Consider the following 17,988-nt stretch of genomic DNA (forward strand, 5'->3'; position numbering starts at 1 on the left):
CTACTCGCCGGGACGGCCGCGGCGCTCGATGTCGCGGTGGACCTCCGGGTCCCACTTGGAGGCGTCCCAGTCGTCGCTCTGCAGGATGCTCCGCCGGCGGCCGCCGAGGTCCGGCCGGCCGGTCTCCCGACGGATCCGGGCACGGGTGGCGACGACCCCGGCGAGCAGGGCGGCACAGGCGCCGATCCGCAGGCCGGCCTGGAGGAGCAGCGTCAGCGGGAGGATGTAGCTGAGGCTGATCGACAGCAGCGCGACGAAGAGCCCGCCGTAGCCGACCGCGCCGGGGCCGGTGGGCGACACCTTGTGGGCGCTGACGATCCAGACGACGGCGGAGGCCAGCAGGCCCACCATGCTGACGAAGGTCACGAACCCGGCGATCGTGACGGTGAGCAGGAGCGGAGCGCTCGACAACAGCGCGGACGGGTCGGCGGCGTTCCGCACGGCCGTCACACTGCCCGCCACGATGCCGGCGAGGAGCAGCAGGACCACCAGGAAGGCGATGCTGAAACGGATCATCCGGCGGGTGGCCAGGCTGAAGGTCTCCAGGTTGCCCTCGTGCGGCGCCATGCTCTCGAAACTCATTGCCCTCCCCGATCGACCGCACCATGATGGCCGACCGATCGGGGAGCCGCAAAACCTCAGCGCGCGGGCCGGACCACTCCGGCGGCTCCGCCACCTCGGCGTACCGGCTCGGCCGAGGCGATGAACCCGCCGCCGCGGGTGAACTCGATGGCGGTGGCCGCGCCGAGCTCCGGGGCGTCGGCGCCGAAGGTGTGGCCGAGCGGGGTGAGCGCCGGGCCGTACCGGAGACGGAACGCGGCCTCGGCCTGGATGCCGGCGCTGTTGCGCTGGGAGGCGCGCGGCGCGGCCATCGCCTCGGGCAGGGTCATGTCCAGTTCGAGGCGGTTGAGCAGCAGCTGGGTGACGGTGGTGATGATGGTGGCGCCGCCGGGCGAGCCGAGCGCGAGGAACGGCCTGCCGTCCTTGAGCACGATCGTCGGCGACATCGAGCTGCGCGGCCGCTTGCCCGGGCCGGGCAGGTTGGGGTCGGGCGCGGAGCCCTGGGTGGGCGCGAAGTTGAAGTCGGTCAGCTCGTTGTTGAGGACGAAGCCGCGGCCCGGCACGACCATGGTGTTCCCGCCGGTGGCCTCGATGGTGAAGGTGTACTCGACGATGTTGCCCCAGCGGTCGGCGACGGTCAGGTTCGTGGTGCTCTGCCCCTCCTCGACCGGCCGCCCGGCCGACGCGACCGCGCAGCCGGAGCCGTTCAGATCACCCGGGGCGACCGGCTTGACCAGCGCTCTCGCGGGGTCGACGAGGCACGCACGCTGCCCGGCCCAGCGATCCGAGATCAACTTCTTCACCACCGACGGCGAGGTGTACGCCCCCACGAACCTGTTCCGGTCGGCGAAGGCCAGAGCGGTCGCTTCGAGGTACCAGTGGAGCTTCTCGGTCTCGGTCGCCGAGGTGGGCAGCCCCGTTTCGAGGATGTTGAGCGCCTCGGCGACCGCGACGCCACCGCTGGACGGCGTGTTCATGCCGTAGACGGTCAGCCCGTGGTAGTCGGAGCGGGTCGGCGCCGGGTGCCGTAGCCGGTAGGCGGCCAGGTCGGCCTTGGTGAGGACACCGGGCCGGATCGGGTACGCCCACGTGCCCCACGGGTCGGCGGCGACCGGCGGGTGCTGGACCGTGTCGACGATGTCGTCGGCGACGGCCCCCCGGTAGAAGACGGCGGTCCCCTTCCGCGCGATCAGCCGGTAGGTGCCGGCCAGGTCGGGGTTGCGCTGGATCGAGCCGACCGCCGGCGGCGCCCCGCCCGGCAGGTAGAGCTCCCGGCTCGACGTGAACTGCCCGAACGCGGCGGCGTTGTCGGCGACCTGCTGACGGAACGTGGCGTCGACGGTGAAGCCGCGGTCGGCGAGGCGGGCGGCCGGCTCCAGCGAGGCCGGCAGCGACCGGGTGCCCCAGCGCCGCAGCGCGGTCTCCCAGGTGGCGAGGGTGCCGGGGACCCCGGTGGAGAGGCCGCTGACCCGGGCCTCGTTGAAGTCGTACGGAAGCCCGTCCGCCGGATCGATGAAGTACCGCTCGGTGGCGGTGGCCGGCGCGGTCTCCCGCCCGTCGATGGTGGAGACCCGCCCGGTACGCGCGTCGTAGTGGACGAAGAAGCCGCCACCGCCGATCCCGGCCGAGAACGGCTCGGTGACGCCGAGGGCCGCCGCGGCAGCGACCGCCGCGTCCACCGCGTTGCCGCCACGGCGCAGCACGTCGAGCCCGATGGCGGTGGCGTCCGCGTCGACCGTGGCGACCGCTCCGCCGTACCCGATGGCGGTCGGCTCTTTGATGATGCCGCCGGCAAGCGCCGGTGGCGAGGCGGCCACGAGTCCCAGGGTGGTGAGTGACAGCGCTGTCAGCGCGGGCAGGAACCGCATCAGTCCTCCAGTTGGACATTGCCGGTCGTCCATATCTGCCTACCGGGTCGTGACCATGAAAGGCAACAGGTCAGCCGACGCCGAACGGTTTGGGCTCGACCGCCGGGCAGGTCGCCCCGTCGGCGGGCAGGGTCAGGTCGAGCAGGTAGCGGTCGACGGCCGCGCTCACGCACTCGCTGTGCCTGTAGGCGACGTGCCCCCAGCCCTGGTAGGTGAGCAGCCGCGCGGACGGCCCGAGCTGCCGGGCCACCTGTTGCGCCCAGGGGTAGGCGGTGGCCGGGTCGTACCGCGAGTTGACGACGAGGACCGGCCCGGCCGCCCGGGGAATCGGCCGTTGCGGGTTGACCGGCGCGGCGGCGCGGCCGAGGCAGCCGGCGACGGCGGTCAGCGCCAGTGGCGAGACCCGCATCTGCGGAGCGTGGGCGGCCAGCGCCCGCAGCCGGTCCCGGTACCCGGTGAACCCGTCGACCGGCAGCCACCAGTCCTGGCAGATGACGGCGGGAAAGCTGTGCGGGGTGAGCTCTTCGAGCAGCGGGACGGCCCGCCGGGCCAGCGCGGAGGGCGCGGCGGGCGCGGGGGTGTACGCCTCCTCGATGTAGTGGGCGAACGAGTACCACTGCGGGTCGTAGAACGCGCTGAACGCCGCCGACACGAGCTCCCACGGGCCGAGCAGGTTGGGCGGATCGTACGGGTCGGGCAGCCGCCCCGCCTCGGCCCGCCGCATCAGCTCGGCCCACATGGCGCGGATGTCGCGACCGCGCAGCGCGCACTTGTCGTCGCGCGCGCACCAGGCGACGAACTGGTCGAACGCCCCCTGCGCGGCCTCCGCGGTCTGGCTGAGGAACGCGTCGATCCCGGCACTGTGGTCCATCACGCTGTCCAGCACCAGGGCCCGGACCCGGTCCGGGTAGCGCTCGGCGTAGACCTGGCCGAGCAGGGTGCCGTAGGAGGCGCCGAAGAAGCTGATCCGCTCCTCACCCAGGGCCAGCCGTACGGCCTCCAGGTCCCGGGCCACACTGACCGTGTCGGCGTGCTCGTACACCGGTCCGCTGCGGCCCCCGCAGTCCTCGGCCAGGCGCCGGTTGTGCTCCTCGGTCCTGCGGTAGTCGGCCTCGGTGGTGAACAGCGGTGACGGTTTCGCATCGACCAGACCCTGATCGCACAGGATGGGCGCGCTGCGGCCGACGCCCCGCGGGTCGACGCCGACGATGTCGAACCGGCGGCGCACCTCGGCGCCGAAGAACGCGTGGTCGAGGGCGAGGTTGACGGCCGACACCCCGGGGCCGCCCGGGTTGACCATGAGCACGCCGAGCTTGGCGGCCGGATCACCGGCCGGGCTGCGGGCCAGTTGCACGTCGATCTGCGGGCCGAGCGGGGCGGTCCAGTCCACCGGCACGCGCATCAGCCCGCACTGCACGCTCTCGTCCTCGGGGCAGGGCGACCAGTTGACCGGCCCGGCGGCGGCGTCGTGGCGCGTGATCCAGGGCGGCGCGCCGACGGACCGGTCGGCCAGGGCCGGTTGTGGCGCGTACCCGAGAAGGGTGGTGAGGGTGAGGATCGCGGCCGTGAGCGGCCGTCCCAAAGCTCGCATCGGGCTCATCTTGGCCCGGATCCTCGCCGTGAATACGGCAAACAACATCATTTACCGCAGACGAGGCATGCCGTTCGGCGATCGTCGTGGCACGGTGGAGGAGTGACCATCACGCGACTCGCCGCGGCAGCCGCCGGTCTGGCCGTTCTGACCGCCTGCTCCTCCGACGGCTCGGCCGCGCCGCCGACCGTCGCCCCGGTTCCGTCGGTGACCGGGGCGGTGACGCCCACGGCCCCGTCACCGGCCGTGACCGGCACACCGGACCTGGGCGCGCCGCAGACCGTGGCGACCGGTGTCGACGTGCCGTGGGGCCTGGCCTTCCGGCCGGACGGCAGCGCGCTCGTCGCGGAGCGCAACACCGGCCGGATCCTGTCGGTCGTGCCGGGCGGCGAGCCGCGCGAGGTGCACCGGGTGGGGGGTGTGGAGTCCGGCGGCGAGGGCGGTCTGCTCGGCCTCGCCGTCCGCGACGACTGGGTGTATGCCTACTTCACCGCGTCCGAGGACAACCGGATCGTCCGGTTCAAGCTCGGCGGCGAGCCGGAGGTGATCTTCGACGGGATCACGCGGGGCTCACGGCACAACGGCGGGCGGATCGCGTTCGGCCCGGACGGCATGCTCTACGTGGGCACCGGCGACGCGAGTGACGAGTCGCGCTCCCAGGACCGCGACGATCCGTCCGGCAAGATCCTGCGGCTGACTCCGGAGGGCAGGCCGGCGCCCGGCAACCCGTGGGCGGGCTCGCCGGTGTGGAGTCTCGGCCACCGCAACGTGCAGGGCCTCGCCTGGGACTCGCAGGGGCGGATGTACGGTATCGAGTTCGGTCAGAACCGCTGGGACGAGGTCAATGTCATCGAGCCGGGGAAGAACTACGGCTGGCCCGAGGTCGAAGGGCGGACCGACGACGACCGGTATGTGAACCCGATCGTTCAGTGGGGCACCGACGAGGCGTCCCCGAGCGGCGCGGCCGTGGCCGGCGACACCCTCTACGTCGCCGCCCTCAAGGGCGAACGACTGTGGACGGTGCCGCTCGGCGGCGGCTCGACGAAGGCGGAGTTCACCGGGCGGTACGGACGGCTGCGCACGGTCGCCGTGGCGCCGGACGGTTCGCTGTGGCTGACCACCTCGAACACCGACGGCCGCGGCGACACACGCGACGGCGACGACCGGATCCTGCGATTCCCGGTGAGATGACCGTTCAGCCGGCGGGCGGTAGTTGAGGCAACGCCGAGATGGCCGTCGCGTACTGGGTCACCTGCCGGTTGTTGGGCACCACACCGTAGACGCGCAGCTGGTCCTGGATGGCCTGCTTGACGACGTCCTCGGATTGGCCGCGATGCGTCTGCATCACCTTGTTGACGACATAATCGACGCGCAGCTGCACCTGCCAGCCGACAGGCCGACGGCCGGCCTCGGTAGCGAGGCCGCTGATTGAGGCGAGGGGTTCCATGCCCCGGTAATCGGTCGGACCGGGGCCCGGGTTGACGATTCACGGGCCCCCTCTAACCCGATCGCAACCCGGGCACACCCGACCCGTAATCAGGCCACGCGGTCTGACTCTTCCTCCGCCGGCTCGGCCGGCTCCGGCGGCGGGTTGAGACGCAGCCAGAGCAGCATCAGCAGGCCCACGGCGAGCATGCCCAGACCCATCCACAGATTGATGCGTACGCCCTGCGCCTTCTCCAGTTCCGAGGGGCCGTCGAGGACGCCGATCAGGGTGACGATCACGCCGTACACCACGAACAGGCCACCGATCACCCGCCGTACGTCGAACAGCCGGGCCAGTTTGCGTTCCGCCATGGTCGTTCCTCCTCTACCAGACGGGGATGTACAGGGCGAGGGCGAGGACCACGGCGATCACACCGAGCAGCACCGGGTTGCGCCACCAGACGCGGTCGGCGGCCAGAGCGTCGCCGGTCGAGCCGCCCAGGCCGTAGACCAGGCCCTGCAGCTCGTCGTCGCGCTTGCCCGGTGTGAACGGGGTGATCAGCAGAGCCACCACGACCGCGGTCACGAAGGCCAGGCCGGCGCCCCAGAAGCTCTGCTCCAGGTCGGAGTTGAACTTCACGATCTCGGTCAGGTGCAGGATGTAGAGCACGAACGCGGCCAGGAAGCCGAGGAACAGCGACCAGAAACCGGCCCACGCCGACATCCGCTTCCAGAACATGCCGACGATGAACGTGGCGAAAAGGGGCGCATTGAACAAAGAGAACAAAGCCTGGATGTAGTTCATGATGTTGTCGAAACCGGCCGCAATGAACGCCGTGCCGATGCCGACCACGATGCCGGCCACCGTCGCGATCCGGCCCACCCGTACGTAATAGGCGTCGTCCCGGTCCTTGCGGACGTAGGTCTGCCAGATGTCGTAGGTGAAGACGGTGTTGAAACCGCTGACGTTCGCCGCCATACCGGCCATGAACGACGCCACCAGACCGGTCACCGCCACCCCGAGCACGCCGTTGGGCAGCAGGTCACGCATCAGCAGCGGGATGGCGTTGTTGTAGACCAGGTCGCCCTCCTCGGCGCCCAGCCCCTGCACGGTGACCAGGGCGATCAGGCCCGGGATCACGGTGACGGCCGGGATCAGCAGCTTCGGGAAGGCGCCGATGATCGGGGTACGCCGGGCCGCGCTCATGTCCTTAGCGCTCAGGGCCCGCTGCACCTCGGCGAAGTTGGTCGTCCAGTAGCCGAACGACAGCACGAAACCGAGGCCGAAGACGATGCCGATCCAGCTGGCGCCGAGCGTGTTGTCGGTGCCGCCGGTGGTCGACCAGGTGTGCAGGCCGGCGTCACCGAGCGCGGAGCTGCGCACCTTCTCGAACAGCCCGTCCACGCCGCCGACCTTGACCAGCCCGATGATCGTGATCGGCAACAGGCCGGCGATGATCACGAAGAACTGCAGGACCTCGTTGTAGATGGCCGCGGAGAGGCCGCCCAGCACGATGTAGGACAGCACGATCACCGCGCCGACCACGATCGAGGTCCACAGCTGCCAGCCCAGCAGCGCCTGCAGGATCAGGGCCAGGGCGTACAGGTTGACGCCGGCGATCAGCACCTGCGCCACCGCGAAACTCACCGCGTTGAACAGGTGGGTGGGCCGGTTGAACCGCAGCCGCAGGAACTCGGGGACGCTGCGCACCTTGGAGCCGTAGTAGAACGGCATCATCACGATGCCGAGGAACACCATGGCCGGCACCGCGCCGATCCAGTAGTAGTGCAGCGTCATGAGGCCGTACTGCGCGCCGTTCGCGGCCATGCCGACGATCTCCAGAGCGCCCAGGTTGGCCGAGATGAAGGCCAGACCGGTCACCCACGCGGGCATCGACCGCCCGGAGAGGAAGAAATCGGCGCTGCTCTTGATCGCCCTGCGGGCGGCGAAGCCCACGCCGAGAACGGTGGCGAAATAGATCGCCAGAATCAGATAGTCGACGAACCCCACGTCGAGCCGGAGTCCCGCCACGGGTCACCTCCATGAGTGTGGCCCGCGACGTACCCCTATCGAAGAAGTTTCACACCAAGCTCACAGGTTTGAAACGACGTCCGGGGTCACCTCGGTGATCGCCTTCACCACCAGGGTCGCCCCGGCCAGCGCGTCCTCGGCGGGCGGGTAGACACCGTGCGGCACGGCGATCACCGTCAGCCCGGCCGCGGCGGCCGAGCGCAACCCGTTGCTGGAGTCCTCGACGGCGGCGCAGACGGCCGGCGTGAGACCCAGCTTCGCGACCGCGGCGAGATAGACGTCCGGCGCCGGCTTGCCACGCGCCACCTCCTCGGTGGAGAGCGTCACCTCGAAGACGTCGGCCAGCCCGGCCGTCGCCAGCACCTGGTCGATCAGGACCCGCGCCGACGAGCTGGCCAGCGCCAGCCGATACCGGGCGGCGAGCGCCCGGACGGTCTCGACCGACCCGGGGATCAACGGCAGGGCTTCCCGATAGCGTCCGGCCATCCGGCCCAGGACGTCCGCGGCGACCTCCTCAGCGGTACGGGCCACGCCGACCTCGTCAGCCAGGTGCGCCGACCACTCCCCGGTGCTCATGCCCATCATCCGATCCTGGGAGTCGGGCAGGAACTCCCGCCCGTGCTCGGCCACATAGCCGCGGCGGACCTCCTCCCACACCTCCTCGGTGTCGATGATCACGCCGTCCAGGTCGAACACGACCGCCTCGATACTCACAGCCCCGCCACCGCCTTCACCATCCGCGCGAACTCCCCGGCCCTCGGCCACGGCTCCCGGACCGGGCCGTGCGTCACCCTCATCCGGAGCCCGGCCGGCTGCGGATGGAGAGGTGCGGGCCGAGTCTCACATCGATCACCCTATCCAATTTCGGTACGGTCGGTGACGGCCCGGCAACGCACACGGGCAGTCACCGGCGGTTCGGTCCGCGCAGATGATCACCATCAACCGATAGGCCAGGGTGCAGCCAGGTTGCGGGCCGGTAGCTTCGGGCCCAGCAACGCCGCCGAGCCGGGAGCCGTATTTCATGCCAGTGCCGCAGTCACCCTCCGTGAGCGTTGTGATTCCCCTGACGTCGGCTTCCCGGCTGCCGCTCCTCTTCGCCGGCCTGCCCGCGGTCAGCGAGATCATCGTGGTCGTCGGCCCCGAGGACGACACCGTCCTGCCGCTGCCCCGGGCCGCCCGGGTGATCCGGCAGACCCGCCACGGCGTCGGCAACGCGATCTCCTGCGGGGTGGCCGCCGCAACCGGCGATGTGGTCGTCACGCTCCCCGGCGACGGCTCCTGCGACCCGGCCGAGTTGCCCCGCCTCGTCGAAGCGCTTGGCACCCCCTTCGACCGGGCCTTCGGCCGCCCCTCCGACCGCGCCGCCAACCGCGCCTCCGACCGCGCCGTGCCTGGCGCCTCCGGCCACACGGTGCCGGGCTCCTCCGGCCGCGCATCCGACCGCGCCGCGCCGGGCGCCTCCGACCCCACCACGCCGGCCGACTCCGGCTTCGTCCTCTCCGGCGCCGGCCGTGCTTCCGGGGTCCGTGCCCCCGGTGTGGGCGGTGCTTCCGGCGCCGGAGCCGACGTTGCGGAGGGGGTCCGGACCGCTCGAACCTCCGACCTGATCCTGCTGTGGTTCATGGGCGTGCTCCTCGGCTGCCGCCCGTCCGGTCCCGGCGCCGGCTTCCGCGCCTTCCGCCGGGACCGCGCCGCCGCCCTGGGCCTGCCCCGGGTGGCCGGCACCGAACCGGACCACGGCGACGGACGGGACGTGGAGGCGCTGCTGGCGGCACGGTGCCGGGACGCCGGGTTGCGGGTCGCCGAGGTGCCCGTGACCTACTACCCGCAGAGCGGCCGCGGCGCCGTCCTCACCGGCCTGGCCGCGATCTTGCGGGAGCGCCTGGCCCGGCGGCGTGTCGCGCAGGCGGGCGGCGAGGAGAGCATCGTGGTGCTGACCGGCGGTCCGTCCCGCCGTGCGGGTGACCCGGGCCGCCCGTCCCTGACCGACCTCTCCCGCCGTGCGCCCGAGAGACCGTCCCGGACGAAAGATCTCCCCCTGCCTGCGCCCGGCGCCGCGTCATGGCCTGCGCCCGGCGCCGCGTCACGCCCGGCGTCCGCCGCCGCATCATGGCCGGCACCCGGCGCCGGGTCACGGCCCGACGCCGGGTCACGGCCCGACGCCGGGTCACGGCCCGACGCCGGGTCACGGCCCGACGCCGGGTCACGGCCCGATGCCGGGTCACGGCCGGCGCTCGGCCCCTACTTCGCCGGGCCGGTCAACACCCCGCGCAAGCCGGCCGCCGATCATCGGCCCACCGATCCGGGTCTGCGCCGCTGGCCGGCCCCGAACCGGATCGCCGCGGCCGCTGCCGATCACCCCAACAGCGCGGGCATCGGCCTGGCCGAGCGTCGCCGTGGCGGCGACCGCCGCGCAGCGGAACGCCGCCGCACCGACACCACACCCGATCGCCGGACGGCCGCGGGCCGGCCGGGCAACGACCGCCCGAACGCCGAGTCCCCGGTCCGGCGCCGCTGGCGCGACGGCCAGACCGACCTGAACCTCGGCCGCCGCCCCGACCTGCGGGTGATCAACGGCGAGGGCACCGGCTCCGGAGGCGGCCGGGGCCACCTCCGCTCGGTGTGACGACCGTCGGCCGTCGCTGAAACCGCATGACCCGGCAGACTCACCGCGGTGAGGGACGGCCGAGACAGCCAACCGCGATGTCGCCGACCGGACGACAACGGCGAGCGACGGCCAACCGCATGGTCGCCGACCGGACCACAACGGCGAGCCACGGCCGAGACAGCCAACCACGGTGCCGCCGACCGGACGACAACCGCGAGCGACAGCGGGCGGCTGGGATCTAGGCGTGGTTGCGCAGCTGCGGGAGGATCTGCTCCGAGTAGAGGCGCAGGAAGCGCTCCTGGTCCGGGCCGGGCGCGTGGAAGACCAGGTGCTTGAAGCCCATGTCGAGGTACTCGGCGACCTTGGCGACGTGCTCGTCGGGGTCGGACGAGACGATCCACCGGGTGGCGGTGCGCTCCACCGACAGCGCGTCGGCGAGGCGCTGCATCTCGATCGGGTCCTCGACGCCGGTCTTCTCCTCCGGCGACAGCGCCAGAGCGCCCCAGTAGTGGGTGTCGTTGCGGGCCCGCTCGATGTCGTCGTCGAAGGACACCTTGACCTCGATCAGCAGGTCCAGGTCGTCGATCTTGCGGCCGGCCTTCTCGGCGCCCTCGGTGACGGCCGGGAGCAGCGTGTCGGTGTAGAGCGCGTGCCCCTTGCCGCTGGTGGTGATGAACCCGTCGGCGATCCGGCCGGCCAGACGGGTGGCGGCCGGACCGGAGGCCCCGATGTAGACGGGGACCGGCTGATCGGGCTTGTCGTAGATGGTGGCGTTCTCGGTCTTGTAGAACTGCCCCTCGTACGTCACCCGGTCCTCGGCCCACAGCTTCTGGATCAGCAGGACCGCCTCCTTGAGCCGGGCGAACCGCTCCTTGCCGTCCGGCCACTGCGTGCCGAGCAGGACCTCGTTGAGGGACTCGCCGGAGCCCACGCCGAGGATCGCACGGCCCGGGGCGAGGCAGCCGAGGGTGGCGAAGGCCTGCGCCACCACGGCCGGGTGGTAGCGGAAGGTCGGGGTCAGCACGCTGGTCCCGATCAGCACCCGCTCGGTACGGGCGGCCAGCGCCCCGAGCCACGGAAGGGCCGCCGGGGCGTGGCCGCCGTCGTGCCGCCACGGTTGCAGGTGGTCGCTGACGAAGACCGAGTCGAAGCCCAGCTCCTCCGCCATGATGCCGTACTTGAGCAGCTCAGCCGGCGCGAACTGCTCCGCCGACGCCTTGTACCCGAACCGAATCATTACCGAAGACTAGCCTCGACCCGGCGGTGGGACCCCGCGTTCAGCCGGAGCGCTCCAGTGTGGATCCGGTCACCCGGCCGCCCGGTACGCCCTCCCGGCCGCCGTCGGGCTGTCGGCGTCGCGGTAGAGCCCGAAGTCGACGCTGTCCCCCACGGCGGGTAGCCCGAAATAGGCGTAGCGCTCGACGTACGACCGTTTCTCCAGCCCCGTCGTGGTGCCCTTGATGAACGCCACCTTCTGCGCGTCGCTCGCGTATTTCGGCGAGCCGCTGAAGTTGATCAGGCCGAACTCGGTGATCCAGATGGGTTTCCGGTACCGCTTGTACACGGCGTCGACGTAGCCGAGGAACTGGTCGACCGAGGCGGCACTGAAGTCGGAGCCGTACCAGTGCAGAGCGATCGCGTCGACTCGCAGCCCCTTCGACTTCGCGCCGGTCATGAAGCGGTCCAGCCAGCCGCCGGCCGTGTCGCCCCCGAACGCGACGGCCGGGCTGACCAGCCTCATCCCGGTCGCCTCCAGCTTCGGCCAGGCGGCCAGGGCGGCCTCGACGGTCATGTTCGACTGCTCGGCCAGGTCGGGCTCGTTGAAGCCGAGCAGCACGTCCCCCTCGGCCTTGACCTCCCGGAGCGTCGCGTCGGTGACGTTGGCGGCGCCCCAGACCATCGGCACGAACTCGACGTCCGCCGGGCCGGGCACCTCGTTGTCATTGGCCGACCAGGAGTAATACCAGGACGCGCCGACGTCGTCGAGCGCCCCCTTCGCGCCGGCGAACTTCCACACCGCGGCGCCCTTCTTGGCCGAGGCGCTCACCACCGGCGGCGCGGCGGGCGCCGAGGAGGACGGACGGGAGGCCGACGGCGACGGCCTGGCCACCGACGGCGTGGGCGAGGGCGCGGCGGCCGACGAGGGCGGTGCTTGCGGTGAGGCGACGGCGGCCGCGGGGGTCAGCGGCTCCGCCGGGGTGTTGTACGACCAGACGGCCGCCCCGCCACCGGCCACGACTCCGGTGGTCAGCAGGCCGGCGAGCACCTTCTGGGCCACGATGCCACCGGTCTTCGCCACGATCGAGGTGGGCGCTGCGGACGCCGCGGTGGAAACGGCGCCGGTGGCCGTACCCCTAGGGTGTTGATTTTGAAAAGCGCGAGGCCCGGTGGCAGGGGGATGAGCGCCATGCCGGCCAGCAACCGCTCCGCCTCGACGAGGTTCTGCCAGGCCGGGGAGCAGAGCCGGCAGTCGCGGGTGTGCCGCGCGATGCGCTTGCGCCAGAGCGCGCTGGGACGACCGTCCCAGCCGGTGAGAACGCCGGCCAGCTCCGCGCAGTGCGGGCCGCGCAGCGCCCGGACCACCGCCCGTGCCGTCTCCAGCTGGGCCTTCATCCGCTGGATGCGGACCGCCGCGTGCTGGCGGCCGAGGCCGCTCGCCTCGACGATCTCGTCCCGCGTGAGCTCGCCGGAGGCCTCCAGCCACCAGAGCGAGAGCAGCTCGCGGTTGTCGTCGTCGAGCCAGCGGGTCGCCTCGGCGGTCTCGCGGCGCTGGCCGGAGAGCTCCAGCCGGGTGATCGCCAGATCGGTGAAGTCGGCGCCCGGATCGCGCAGATCGGGGTCGAGCGGGTCGGCCGGCGGCCGGGCGCGGAAGCGTTCCCGGACCTGGCGCACGGTGATCGCGACCAGCCAGGAGCGGAACGCCGACGGGTCGCGCAGCTCGCCGAGGTTGCGCAGGACCCGGAGCATGACCTCCTGGACCACGTCGTCGACGTCGGCGTGCCCCTCCAGGGCCCGGCCCACGATGGTGTAGACCAGCGGCAGATATCCGGCCACCAGCCGGTCGACCGCCACCGGATCGCCGGCGCGGGCCGCGATGACGGTCGCCGTGTCAGGTTGTCCCACCATGTCTCTCCACTCCGTGTATCCGCTGCACAGGGAGACGGGCGCGGCCCACATGGATAACACGAATCAGTGACCCGGTCATCCGCGTCACGGTTAAGAGGGCGGCCGATCGGGCACAGAAACGTCATGCGCATGTCGGTTCGGCTCAACTTGCCCCGCGAGGTGGACAGTGTCCCCGCCGTGCGCCGGCTGTTGCGGTGCGCCCTGACCATCCTCCGCGTGGACGGTCAGGCCGGCGCCGATCTGGAGATCGCACTCACCGAGGCGTGCGCCAACGTGGTGAAGCACGCCGCCGGTGCTGAGAAGTTCGAGGTCCGCCTGGACGTCGGCGAGGACCGGTGCTCCATCGACGTGATGGACAACGGCGCGGGGTTCGACCCCGAGGTGGACGCCGTCCCGTCGCCGACCAGCGAGCGCGGGCGTGGCCTTCTCCTGATCAAAGCGCTGGGCGAGAACGTTCGCATGCACTCCAGCCCGCGCAGTGGCAGTCTGATCCACTTCGAGAAGTCCTTCGCCTGAGGCCGGTCGCGCCGGGTCGCCCCTGGGTGGGGTGCACCGGCGCGATTTTGGTTGCCGTATAACAAATAACCAGCCGTCGTACCTTGCGCCGGCCGCGGACGCTCGCCGTCCGCCTTCTCGTCGTCCATCGGCGTCTTCCGCCGTGGCCATCGTTCGCTGTCGCTCAGCACGCCGCTTCGTGAGAGGAGTCTGGAATGTCCGATCAGCCGGCACCCCTCGGCTCGCTCCTACGAGCCGCGCCACCCGACCGCCTGCCCGAGGTCGCCGCCGAGCACTTCCGGCAACACTTCGCCGCCGTCGACGTGCAGGTGCTCGTGCCCGATCTCACCGGCACCCGCCTGCACCCGTTGATCGGCGATCCCGAACCCGCCGACGCGACCACCGCCATACGCTGCTTCGGCAGCCAGCGGACGAGCACCGAGCGCGCCCCCGGCGGCCAGGTCCGGCTCCACCTTCCCCTCACCTGCTGGGGCGAGCGGGTCGGCGTGCTCCGCGTCGAACTGCCCACCACACCCGCCGACGACCCGTCCGAGCGGCTCGCCGCCGACAGCGACGACCTGGCCATCGCGCTGCGTGCCGCCGAGACGGCCACCGACCGCTACCACCGCGCCCGCCGCCGCGGCCGGCTCACCATGGCCGCCGAGCTGCAGTGGGACCTGCTGCCCGGCCGGGCACTCGGCGACGACCGGTTCCTGGTCGCCGGTCAGCTCGAGCCGGCGTACGACGTCCGCGGCGACCACTTCGACTGGGCGCTGGAGGGTGACCACCTCACCCTGACCGTGCTCAACGGCCACGGGGACGGGATGGAGGCCGCCCTGCTCACCTCCCTGGCCGTCAACGCCATGCGCAACGCCCGCCGCTTCGGGGCCGACATCGTCGAGCAGGCCGAGCTCGCCTCCGACGCGATCCACGCCCGGTACTCCGGGGCTTACCACGCCGCCACACTGCTCCTCGATGTCGATCTGGTCAGCGGTGGCGTGGCCGCCGTCGACGCCGGCTCGCCGCACTGCCTCATCGCCCGCGGCAGTGGCATCGAACAGGTGACACTGGAGCAGCAACTGCCGCTCGGCATGTTCGGCGAGGCCCACTACGAGATCCAGCGATTCCAGCTCGAACCCGGCGACCGGATGCTGGTGGTCAGCGACGGCGTACACGCCGCCACCCCCACCGGGCTCCCCCACTTCGGCGAATCCGGGCTGCTCAGCGCACTTCGCCGGACACGGTTGCAGCCGGCCACCGAGGCGGTCGGTACGGTGTTGCGGGGTCTGCGCGAATACCACGCCGGCGCCGATCCGGAGGATGACGCCGTCATGGTCTGCCTGGACTGGCGACGCTGATCATGTTTCCAAGGGCGCCCGACCGGGTATAAATGCAGGCTGACGAGCCCGCTGACTTGCGATGACGGGGATACGGGATGGATCGTGCCACCGAGATCGCCGCGGCTGTCGAGTCGTCGGTGGAGGCGCTGGTGGCCGTCCTCGAACGGGCCCGCAACGCCCAGCAGCCCACCGTTCCCCCCGCTCAGCTTCGCGTGCTCACCATCGTCGCCGCCAACCGGCACACGAACATGAGCCGGCTGGCCGAGGCCCTCGACGTGGTGCCGTCATCGGCGAGCCGCCTCTGCGACCGTCTGGAGGCGACCGGCCTGCTACGCCGGGTCGCTGACCCGCGTGACCGTCGCGAGGTGCGGCTGCTGCTCACCTCGGCGTCCCGGCGGCTCCTGGCCGACCTGCGGGAGCGTCGCCGCGCCGCGCTCGCCGAGGTGCTGGAGCGGATGCCGGTGGGCGCTCGACAGGACCTGCTGGGGGCGTTGCAGTCGTTCGAGACCGCCGCCACCCCGGAGGCCCGCGGCCGACAGGACCGGCGGAGCGCCTGACCCCGCCCCGGTAGGCTTCGGCGGTGCGTATCGGCATCGTCATCCTCCCCGACCAGCGCTGGGCCGTCGCCGGCCGCCGCTGGCGCCTCGCCGACGAGTACGGCTTCGACCACGCCTGGACCTACGACCACCTCGGCTGGCGTGACCTGATCGCCGGCCCGTGGTTCGACTCGGTGCCGACCCTGACGGCGGCCGCCACGGTCACCTCCCGGATCAGGCTGGGGACATATGTGGCCACGCCGAACTTCCGGCACCCGGTGCACTTCGCCCGCGAGGCCACCGCCCTCGACGACATCTCGGCCGGCCGGCTCGTCCTCGGCCTCGGTGCCGGCGGCATCGGCTTCGACTCGGCGGTGCTCGGGCAGCCGCAGCTCACCCCCCGCGCCCGGGTGGACCGTTTCGCCGAGTTCCTGGAACTGCTCGACACGATCCTGCGGCAGCCGTCGACCACCTGGTCCGGGGACTGGTTCTCGGCCGTCGACGCCCGCAGCATCCCCGGCCCGATCCAGCAGCCACGGCCTCCGTTCGTCATCGCCGCCAACGGCCCGCGGGCACTGCGCCTCGCCGCCCGGCACGGCGACGGCTGGGTCACCACCGGCCCGCAGGTCGACAGCGCCGAGCTGTGGTGGAAGGAGGTCTCCGTGCTCAACGACCGATTCGCCGCGACGCTGGAAGCGACCGGCCGGCCGCTCGACTCGGTGGACCGCTACCTCAACCTGGACACGTCACCGACCTTCTCGATGAGCAGTGTGGAGGCTTTCACCGACGCGGTCGGGCGCGCCCGCGAGCTCGGGTTCACCGACGTGATCGCGCACTGGCCGCGGGAGTCGAGCTGGTATGCCGGCGACGAGAAGGTGCTGGAGGCGGTGGCCGCCGAACTGCCCCGGCTGCGCCTTTGACGACCGCATCGCCGGTTCGACCGCCCGACGTCACCGGGTTCGCCGCGCTCCCGGCCGGCATTCTGTTGCTGACGGCCGGATCGCGCTTCTGACCGTCGGGCGGTCCTGCGTTGACCGGCCGCTGGACCGCTCGTCGGCCGGTCCTCTGCGGCGCGGTGCCCCGGTCCATGGTCCCCTGCGGCCTGCCTTTCGGGCATCGCGGTTGGACCTTTGCTGACAGCCGCCCGGGCTTTTGCTGCTCGTCGCGCCTTTGGTGCTCGGCGTCCGGAAAGTATTTCCCAGTCCAATTCGGACTGTTAACGATTCAGCGAAGATCGAGTGGGATTTCTCACCCGGGGTGCTCCGAGGGCAGCGGCCACTCGCCGTGCCGGTCCGGCGCCGGCACGGCGACAACGGTGCGAATCAGCGGCCGTGCGCGGCCCGGTAGGCGTTGCTGACCTCCTGCGGAATGCGGCCCCGCTCGGAGATTTTGTGCCCGTTGCTGATCGCCCACTCGCGGATCAACCGGTTCTCGTCACGCGAGCCGGCGGTACGGACCGGGGCAGCACCACGCGACGGGATGCGCCCCGACGTGTTGCGACCCAGGCGAGTGCCCGCGCTGATGAACGGGTCCAGAGCCTTACGCAGCTTTCCGGCATTGGCCTCGGAAAGGTCGATCGTGTAGCTGACGCCGTCGAGACTGAACTCGACAGTCCGATCCGCCTTGTTGCCGTCCAGATCGTCGATCAGGGTGGTGATTACCTGCCGCGCCATAACGACTCCCGAGATGAATAATTCAACCGCGCCCAGTCTGGCGCGGAACCGGGCCGCCGCGCAACTCCTGACCGCGATCCGGCAATTCTTTCCCGTCGGTTATCGGAATGGGACCGGGAATGGGAGCCGAATCCGTCAAAGCCCGGTTGGCCGAGGGCCGGGTTGCCACGTTAGGGTCGGCGCCATGCAGGACGAGCAGGCCGCCTGGCGGGAGCAGCAACGGCGTGCCGTGGCCGTTCGTGCCGCCGCTCTGGAGGCCGACCGGGCCGCGGAGACCCGGCGCGCCGAGGCCCTGCTCGACGACTTCGTCCACCGCGCCGGCGAGCACGGGCTGCGGCCGCACGTGCTGACCGCGCGGAGTCTGGACGGCCGGTCGACCTACAAGACACACGTCCGCGGGTGGTATCTGAAGTCGGACCGCTCGGTCGCCGTCGGTGAGGACGGGGGCTACTACGTCCTCACCGTCGCCCCGTCGCTGCGGGCCCGGTTCGCCGGAGCCGACCTCTCCCCCAGCGCCGCCCGCCTGATCGTGGGTGCGGGCGGCGGTGACGGTGAGACGATCCCCCTGGCCACCCTGCTGGAGCGCCGGTTGACCGCCGGCGACCGCTGGCCGTGAAGACCCTGCCGGCGGCGCTGGCCGCGGTCCTGCTGGCCGTCCCGCTCTCCGGCACGCCGGCCGCCGCCCACCGCACCACCGGCGCCTCACCCGGCACGCCACAGCCCGTCAGCGCAT

General features: G+C 71.8%; 18 protein-coding genes. 7 read left to right on the forward strand and 11 right to left on the reverse strand.

Features of this window, described 5'->3' with window-relative positions; translation table 11 throughout:
• From ACQPZW_RS39995 to ACQPZW_RS40005, 3 genes are all read right to left on the reverse strand, one after another.
• Window positions 1-582, reverse strand: coding sequence for a hypothetical protein (locus ACQPZW_RS39995; RefSeq protein WP_433791240.1), 582 nt, complete (start codon window positions 580-582; stop codon window positions 1-3).
• 56 nt (window positions 583-638) lie between these two features.
• A complete protein-coding gene (ggt, locus tag ACQPZW_RS40000) occupies window positions 639-2,432 on the reverse strand; it encodes a gamma-glutamyltransferase (protein ID WP_433797756.1) in 1,794 nt (597 codons plus the stop codon).
• Between the two features lie 67 nt (window positions 2,433-2,499).
• Window positions 2,500-4,020: an alpha/beta hydrolase gene (locus ACQPZW_RS40005; protein WP_433791241.1), complete on the reverse strand. Its 1,521-nt coding sequence runs from the start codon at window positions 4,018-4,020 to the stop codon at window positions 2,500-2,502.
• Between the two features lie 102 nt (window positions 4,021-4,122).
• Between ACQPZW_RS40005 and ACQPZW_RS40010 the strand changes: the two genes are divergently transcribed.
• Window positions 4,123-5,211, forward strand: a complete 1,089-nt coding sequence (locus ACQPZW_RS40010) for a PQQ-dependent sugar dehydrogenase (protein WP_433791242.1) — start codon at window positions 4,123-4,125, stop codon at window positions 5,209-5,211.
• A 4-nt stretch (window positions 5,212-5,215) separates the two neighbouring features.
• On the opposite strand, the gene ACQPZW_RS40015 is transcribed toward ACQPZW_RS40010, so the two are convergent.
• From ACQPZW_RS40015 to ACQPZW_RS40030, 4 genes are all read right to left on the reverse strand, one after another.
• On the reverse strand, window positions 5,216-5,467 hold the full coding sequence (locus tag ACQPZW_RS40015; protein ID WP_433791243.1) for a hypothetical protein: 252 nt from the start codon (window positions 5,465-5,467) through the stop codon (window positions 5,216-5,218).
• A gap of 89 nt (window positions 5,468-5,556) precedes the next feature.
• On the reverse strand, window positions 5,557-5,817 hold the full coding sequence (locus ACQPZW_RS40020) for a hypothetical protein (protein ID WP_433791244.1): 261 nt from the start codon (window positions 5,815-5,817) through the stop codon (window positions 5,557-5,559).
• A 13-nt stretch (window positions 5,818-5,830) separates the two neighbouring features.
• Window positions 5,831-7,477 carry a sodium:solute symporter family protein gene (locus ACQPZW_RS40025; protein ID WP_433791245.1) on the reverse strand — a complete coding sequence of 549 codons (1,647 nt, stop codon included), beginning with the start codon at window positions 7,475-7,477 and terminating at the stop codon, window positions 5,831-5,833.
• Window positions 7,478-7,537: 60 nt separating this feature from the next.
• Window positions 7,538-8,191 carry an HAD family hydrolase gene (locus tag ACQPZW_RS40030; protein ID WP_433791246.1) on the reverse strand — a complete coding sequence of 218 codons (654 nt, stop codon included), beginning with the start codon at window positions 8,189-8,191 and terminating at the stop codon, window positions 7,538-7,540.
• Window positions 8,192-8,522: 331 nt separating this feature from the next.
• On the opposite strand from ACQPZW_RS40030, the gene ACQPZW_RS40035 reads away from it, so the two are divergent.
• Complete coding sequence (locus tag ACQPZW_RS40035; protein ID WP_433791247.1) at window positions 8,523-10,103, forward strand: glycosyltransferase; 1,581 nt, start codon at window positions 8,523-8,525, stop codon at window positions 10,101-10,103.
• Between the two features lie 220 nt (window positions 10,104-10,323).
• On the opposite strand, the gene fgd is transcribed toward ACQPZW_RS40035, so the two are convergent.
• From fgd to ACQPZW_RS40050, 3 genes are all read right to left on the reverse strand, one after another.
• Window positions 10,324-11,322 (reverse strand): glucose-6-phosphate dehydrogenase (coenzyme-F420), encoded by a 999-nt coding sequence (gene fgd / locus ACQPZW_RS40040; protein WP_433791248.1) that lies wholly within the window; start codon window positions 11,320-11,322, stop codon window positions 10,324-10,326.
• Window positions 11,323-11,391: 69 nt separating this feature from the next.
• Complete coding sequence (locus tag ACQPZW_RS40045; RefSeq protein WP_433791249.1) at window positions 11,392-12,384, reverse strand: glycoside hydrolase family protein; 993 nt, start codon at window positions 12,382-12,384, stop codon at window positions 11,392-11,394.
• The gene (locus ACQPZW_RS40050) at window positions 12,333-13,211 is read right to left on the reverse strand and encodes an RNA polymerase sigma factor (protein WP_433791251.1); all 879 of its coding nucleotides are present in this window, start codon (window positions 13,209-13,211) and stop codon (window positions 12,333-12,335) included. Before ACQPZW_RS40050 ends, ACQPZW_RS40045 begins: the two co-directional genes overlap by 52 nt.
• 123 nt (window positions 13,212-13,334) lie before the next feature.
• On the opposite strand from ACQPZW_RS40050, the gene ACQPZW_RS40055 reads away from it, so the two are divergent.
• The 4 genes from ACQPZW_RS40055 to ACQPZW_RS40070 all read left to right on the forward strand — a co-directional run bounded on the left by ACQPZW_RS40055 (window position 13,335) and on the right by ACQPZW_RS40070 (window position 16,502).
• On the forward strand, window positions 13,335-13,727 hold the full coding sequence (locus ACQPZW_RS40055) for an ATP-binding protein (RefSeq protein WP_433791252.1): 393 nt from the start codon (window positions 13,335-13,337) through the stop codon (window positions 13,725-13,727).
• 194 nt (window positions 13,728-13,921) lie between these two features.
• The gene (locus tag ACQPZW_RS40060) at window positions 13,922-15,064 is read left to right on the forward strand and encodes a PP2C family protein-serine/threonine phosphatase (protein WP_433791253.1); all 1,143 of its coding nucleotides are present in this window, start codon (window positions 13,922-13,924) and stop codon (window positions 15,062-15,064) included.
• A gap of 77 nt (window positions 15,065-15,141) precedes the next feature.
• Window positions 15,142-15,603, forward strand: a complete 462-nt coding sequence (locus ACQPZW_RS40065) for a MarR family transcriptional regulator (RefSeq protein WP_433791254.1) — start codon at window positions 15,142-15,144, stop codon at window positions 15,601-15,603.
• 23 nt (window positions 15,604-15,626) lie between these two features.
• Complete coding sequence (locus tag ACQPZW_RS40070; protein WP_433791255.1) at window positions 15,627-16,502, forward strand: LLM class flavin-dependent oxidoreductase; 876 nt, start codon at window positions 15,627-15,629, stop codon at window positions 16,500-16,502.
• Window positions 16,503-16,904: 402 nt separating this feature from the next.
• On the opposite strand, the gene ACQPZW_RS40075 is transcribed toward ACQPZW_RS40070, so the two are convergent.
• A complete protein-coding gene (locus ACQPZW_RS40075; RefSeq protein ID WP_433791256.1) occupies window positions 16,905-17,255 on the reverse strand; it encodes a histone-like nucleoid-structuring protein Lsr2 in 351 nt (116 codons plus the stop codon).
• Between the two features lie 184 nt (window positions 17,256-17,439).
• On the opposite strand from ACQPZW_RS40075, the gene ACQPZW_RS40080 reads away from it, so the two are divergent.
• A complete protein-coding gene (locus ACQPZW_RS40080) occupies window positions 17,440-17,871 on the forward strand; it encodes a hypothetical protein (protein ID WP_433791257.1) in 432 nt (143 codons plus the stop codon).
• Window positions 17,872-17,988 lie beyond the last annotated feature (117 nt).

The organism is Actinoplanes sp. CA-252034 (assembly GCF_050956125.1).
Lineage (GTDB): Bacteria > Actinomycetota > Actinomycetes > Mycobacteriales > Micromonosporaceae > Actinoplanes.

What these genes read in the sequence shown, in the direction of transcription:
- ACQPZW_RS39995 (WP_433791240.1), bottom strand. Translation starts at nt 582, where the DNA reads ATGAGTTTCGAGAGCATGGCGCCGCACGAGGGCAACCTGGAGACCTTC.
- ACQPZW_RS40005 (WP_433791241.1), bottom strand. Translation starts at nt 4,020, where the DNA reads ATGCGAGCTTTGGGACGGCCGCTCACGGCCGCGATCCTCACCCTCACC.
- ACQPZW_RS40015 (WP_433791243.1), bottom strand. Translation starts at nt 5,467, where the DNA reads ATGGAACCCCTCGCCTCAATCAGCGGCCTCGCTACCGAGGCCGGCCGT.
- ACQPZW_RS40020 (WP_433791244.1), bottom strand. Translation starts at nt 5,817, where the DNA reads ATGGCGGAACGCAAACTGGCCCGGCTGTTCGACGTACGGCGGGTGATC.
- fgd (WP_433791248.1), bottom strand. Translation starts at nt 11,322, where the DNA reads ATGATTCGGTTCGGGTACAAGGCGTCGGCGGAGCAGTTCGCGCCGGCT.
- ACQPZW_RS40050 (WP_433791251.1), bottom strand. Translation starts at nt 13,211, where the DNA reads ATGGTGGGACAACCTGACACGGCGACCGTCATCGCGGCCCGCGCCGGC.
- ACQPZW_RS40055 (WP_433791252.1), top strand. Translation starts at nt 13,335, where the DNA reads ATGCGCATGTCGGTTCGGCTCAACTTGCCCCGCGAGGTGGACAGTGTC.
- ACQPZW_RS40060 (WP_433791253.1), top strand. Translation starts at nt 13,922, where the DNA reads ATGTCCGATCAGCCGGCACCCCTCGGCTCGCTCCTACGAGCCGCGCCA.
- ACQPZW_RS40065 (WP_433791254.1), top strand. Translation starts at nt 15,142, where the DNA reads ATGGATCGTGCCACCGAGATCGCCGCGGCTGTCGAGTCGTCGGTGGAG.
- ACQPZW_RS40075 (WP_433791256.1), bottom strand. Translation starts at nt 17,255, where the DNA reads ATGGCGCGGCAGGTAATCACCACCCTGATCGACGATCTGGACGGCAAC.
- ACQPZW_RS40080 (WP_433791257.1), top strand. Translation starts at nt 17,440, where the DNA reads ATGCAGGACGAGCAGGCCGCCTGGCGGGAGCAGCAACGGCGTGCCGTG.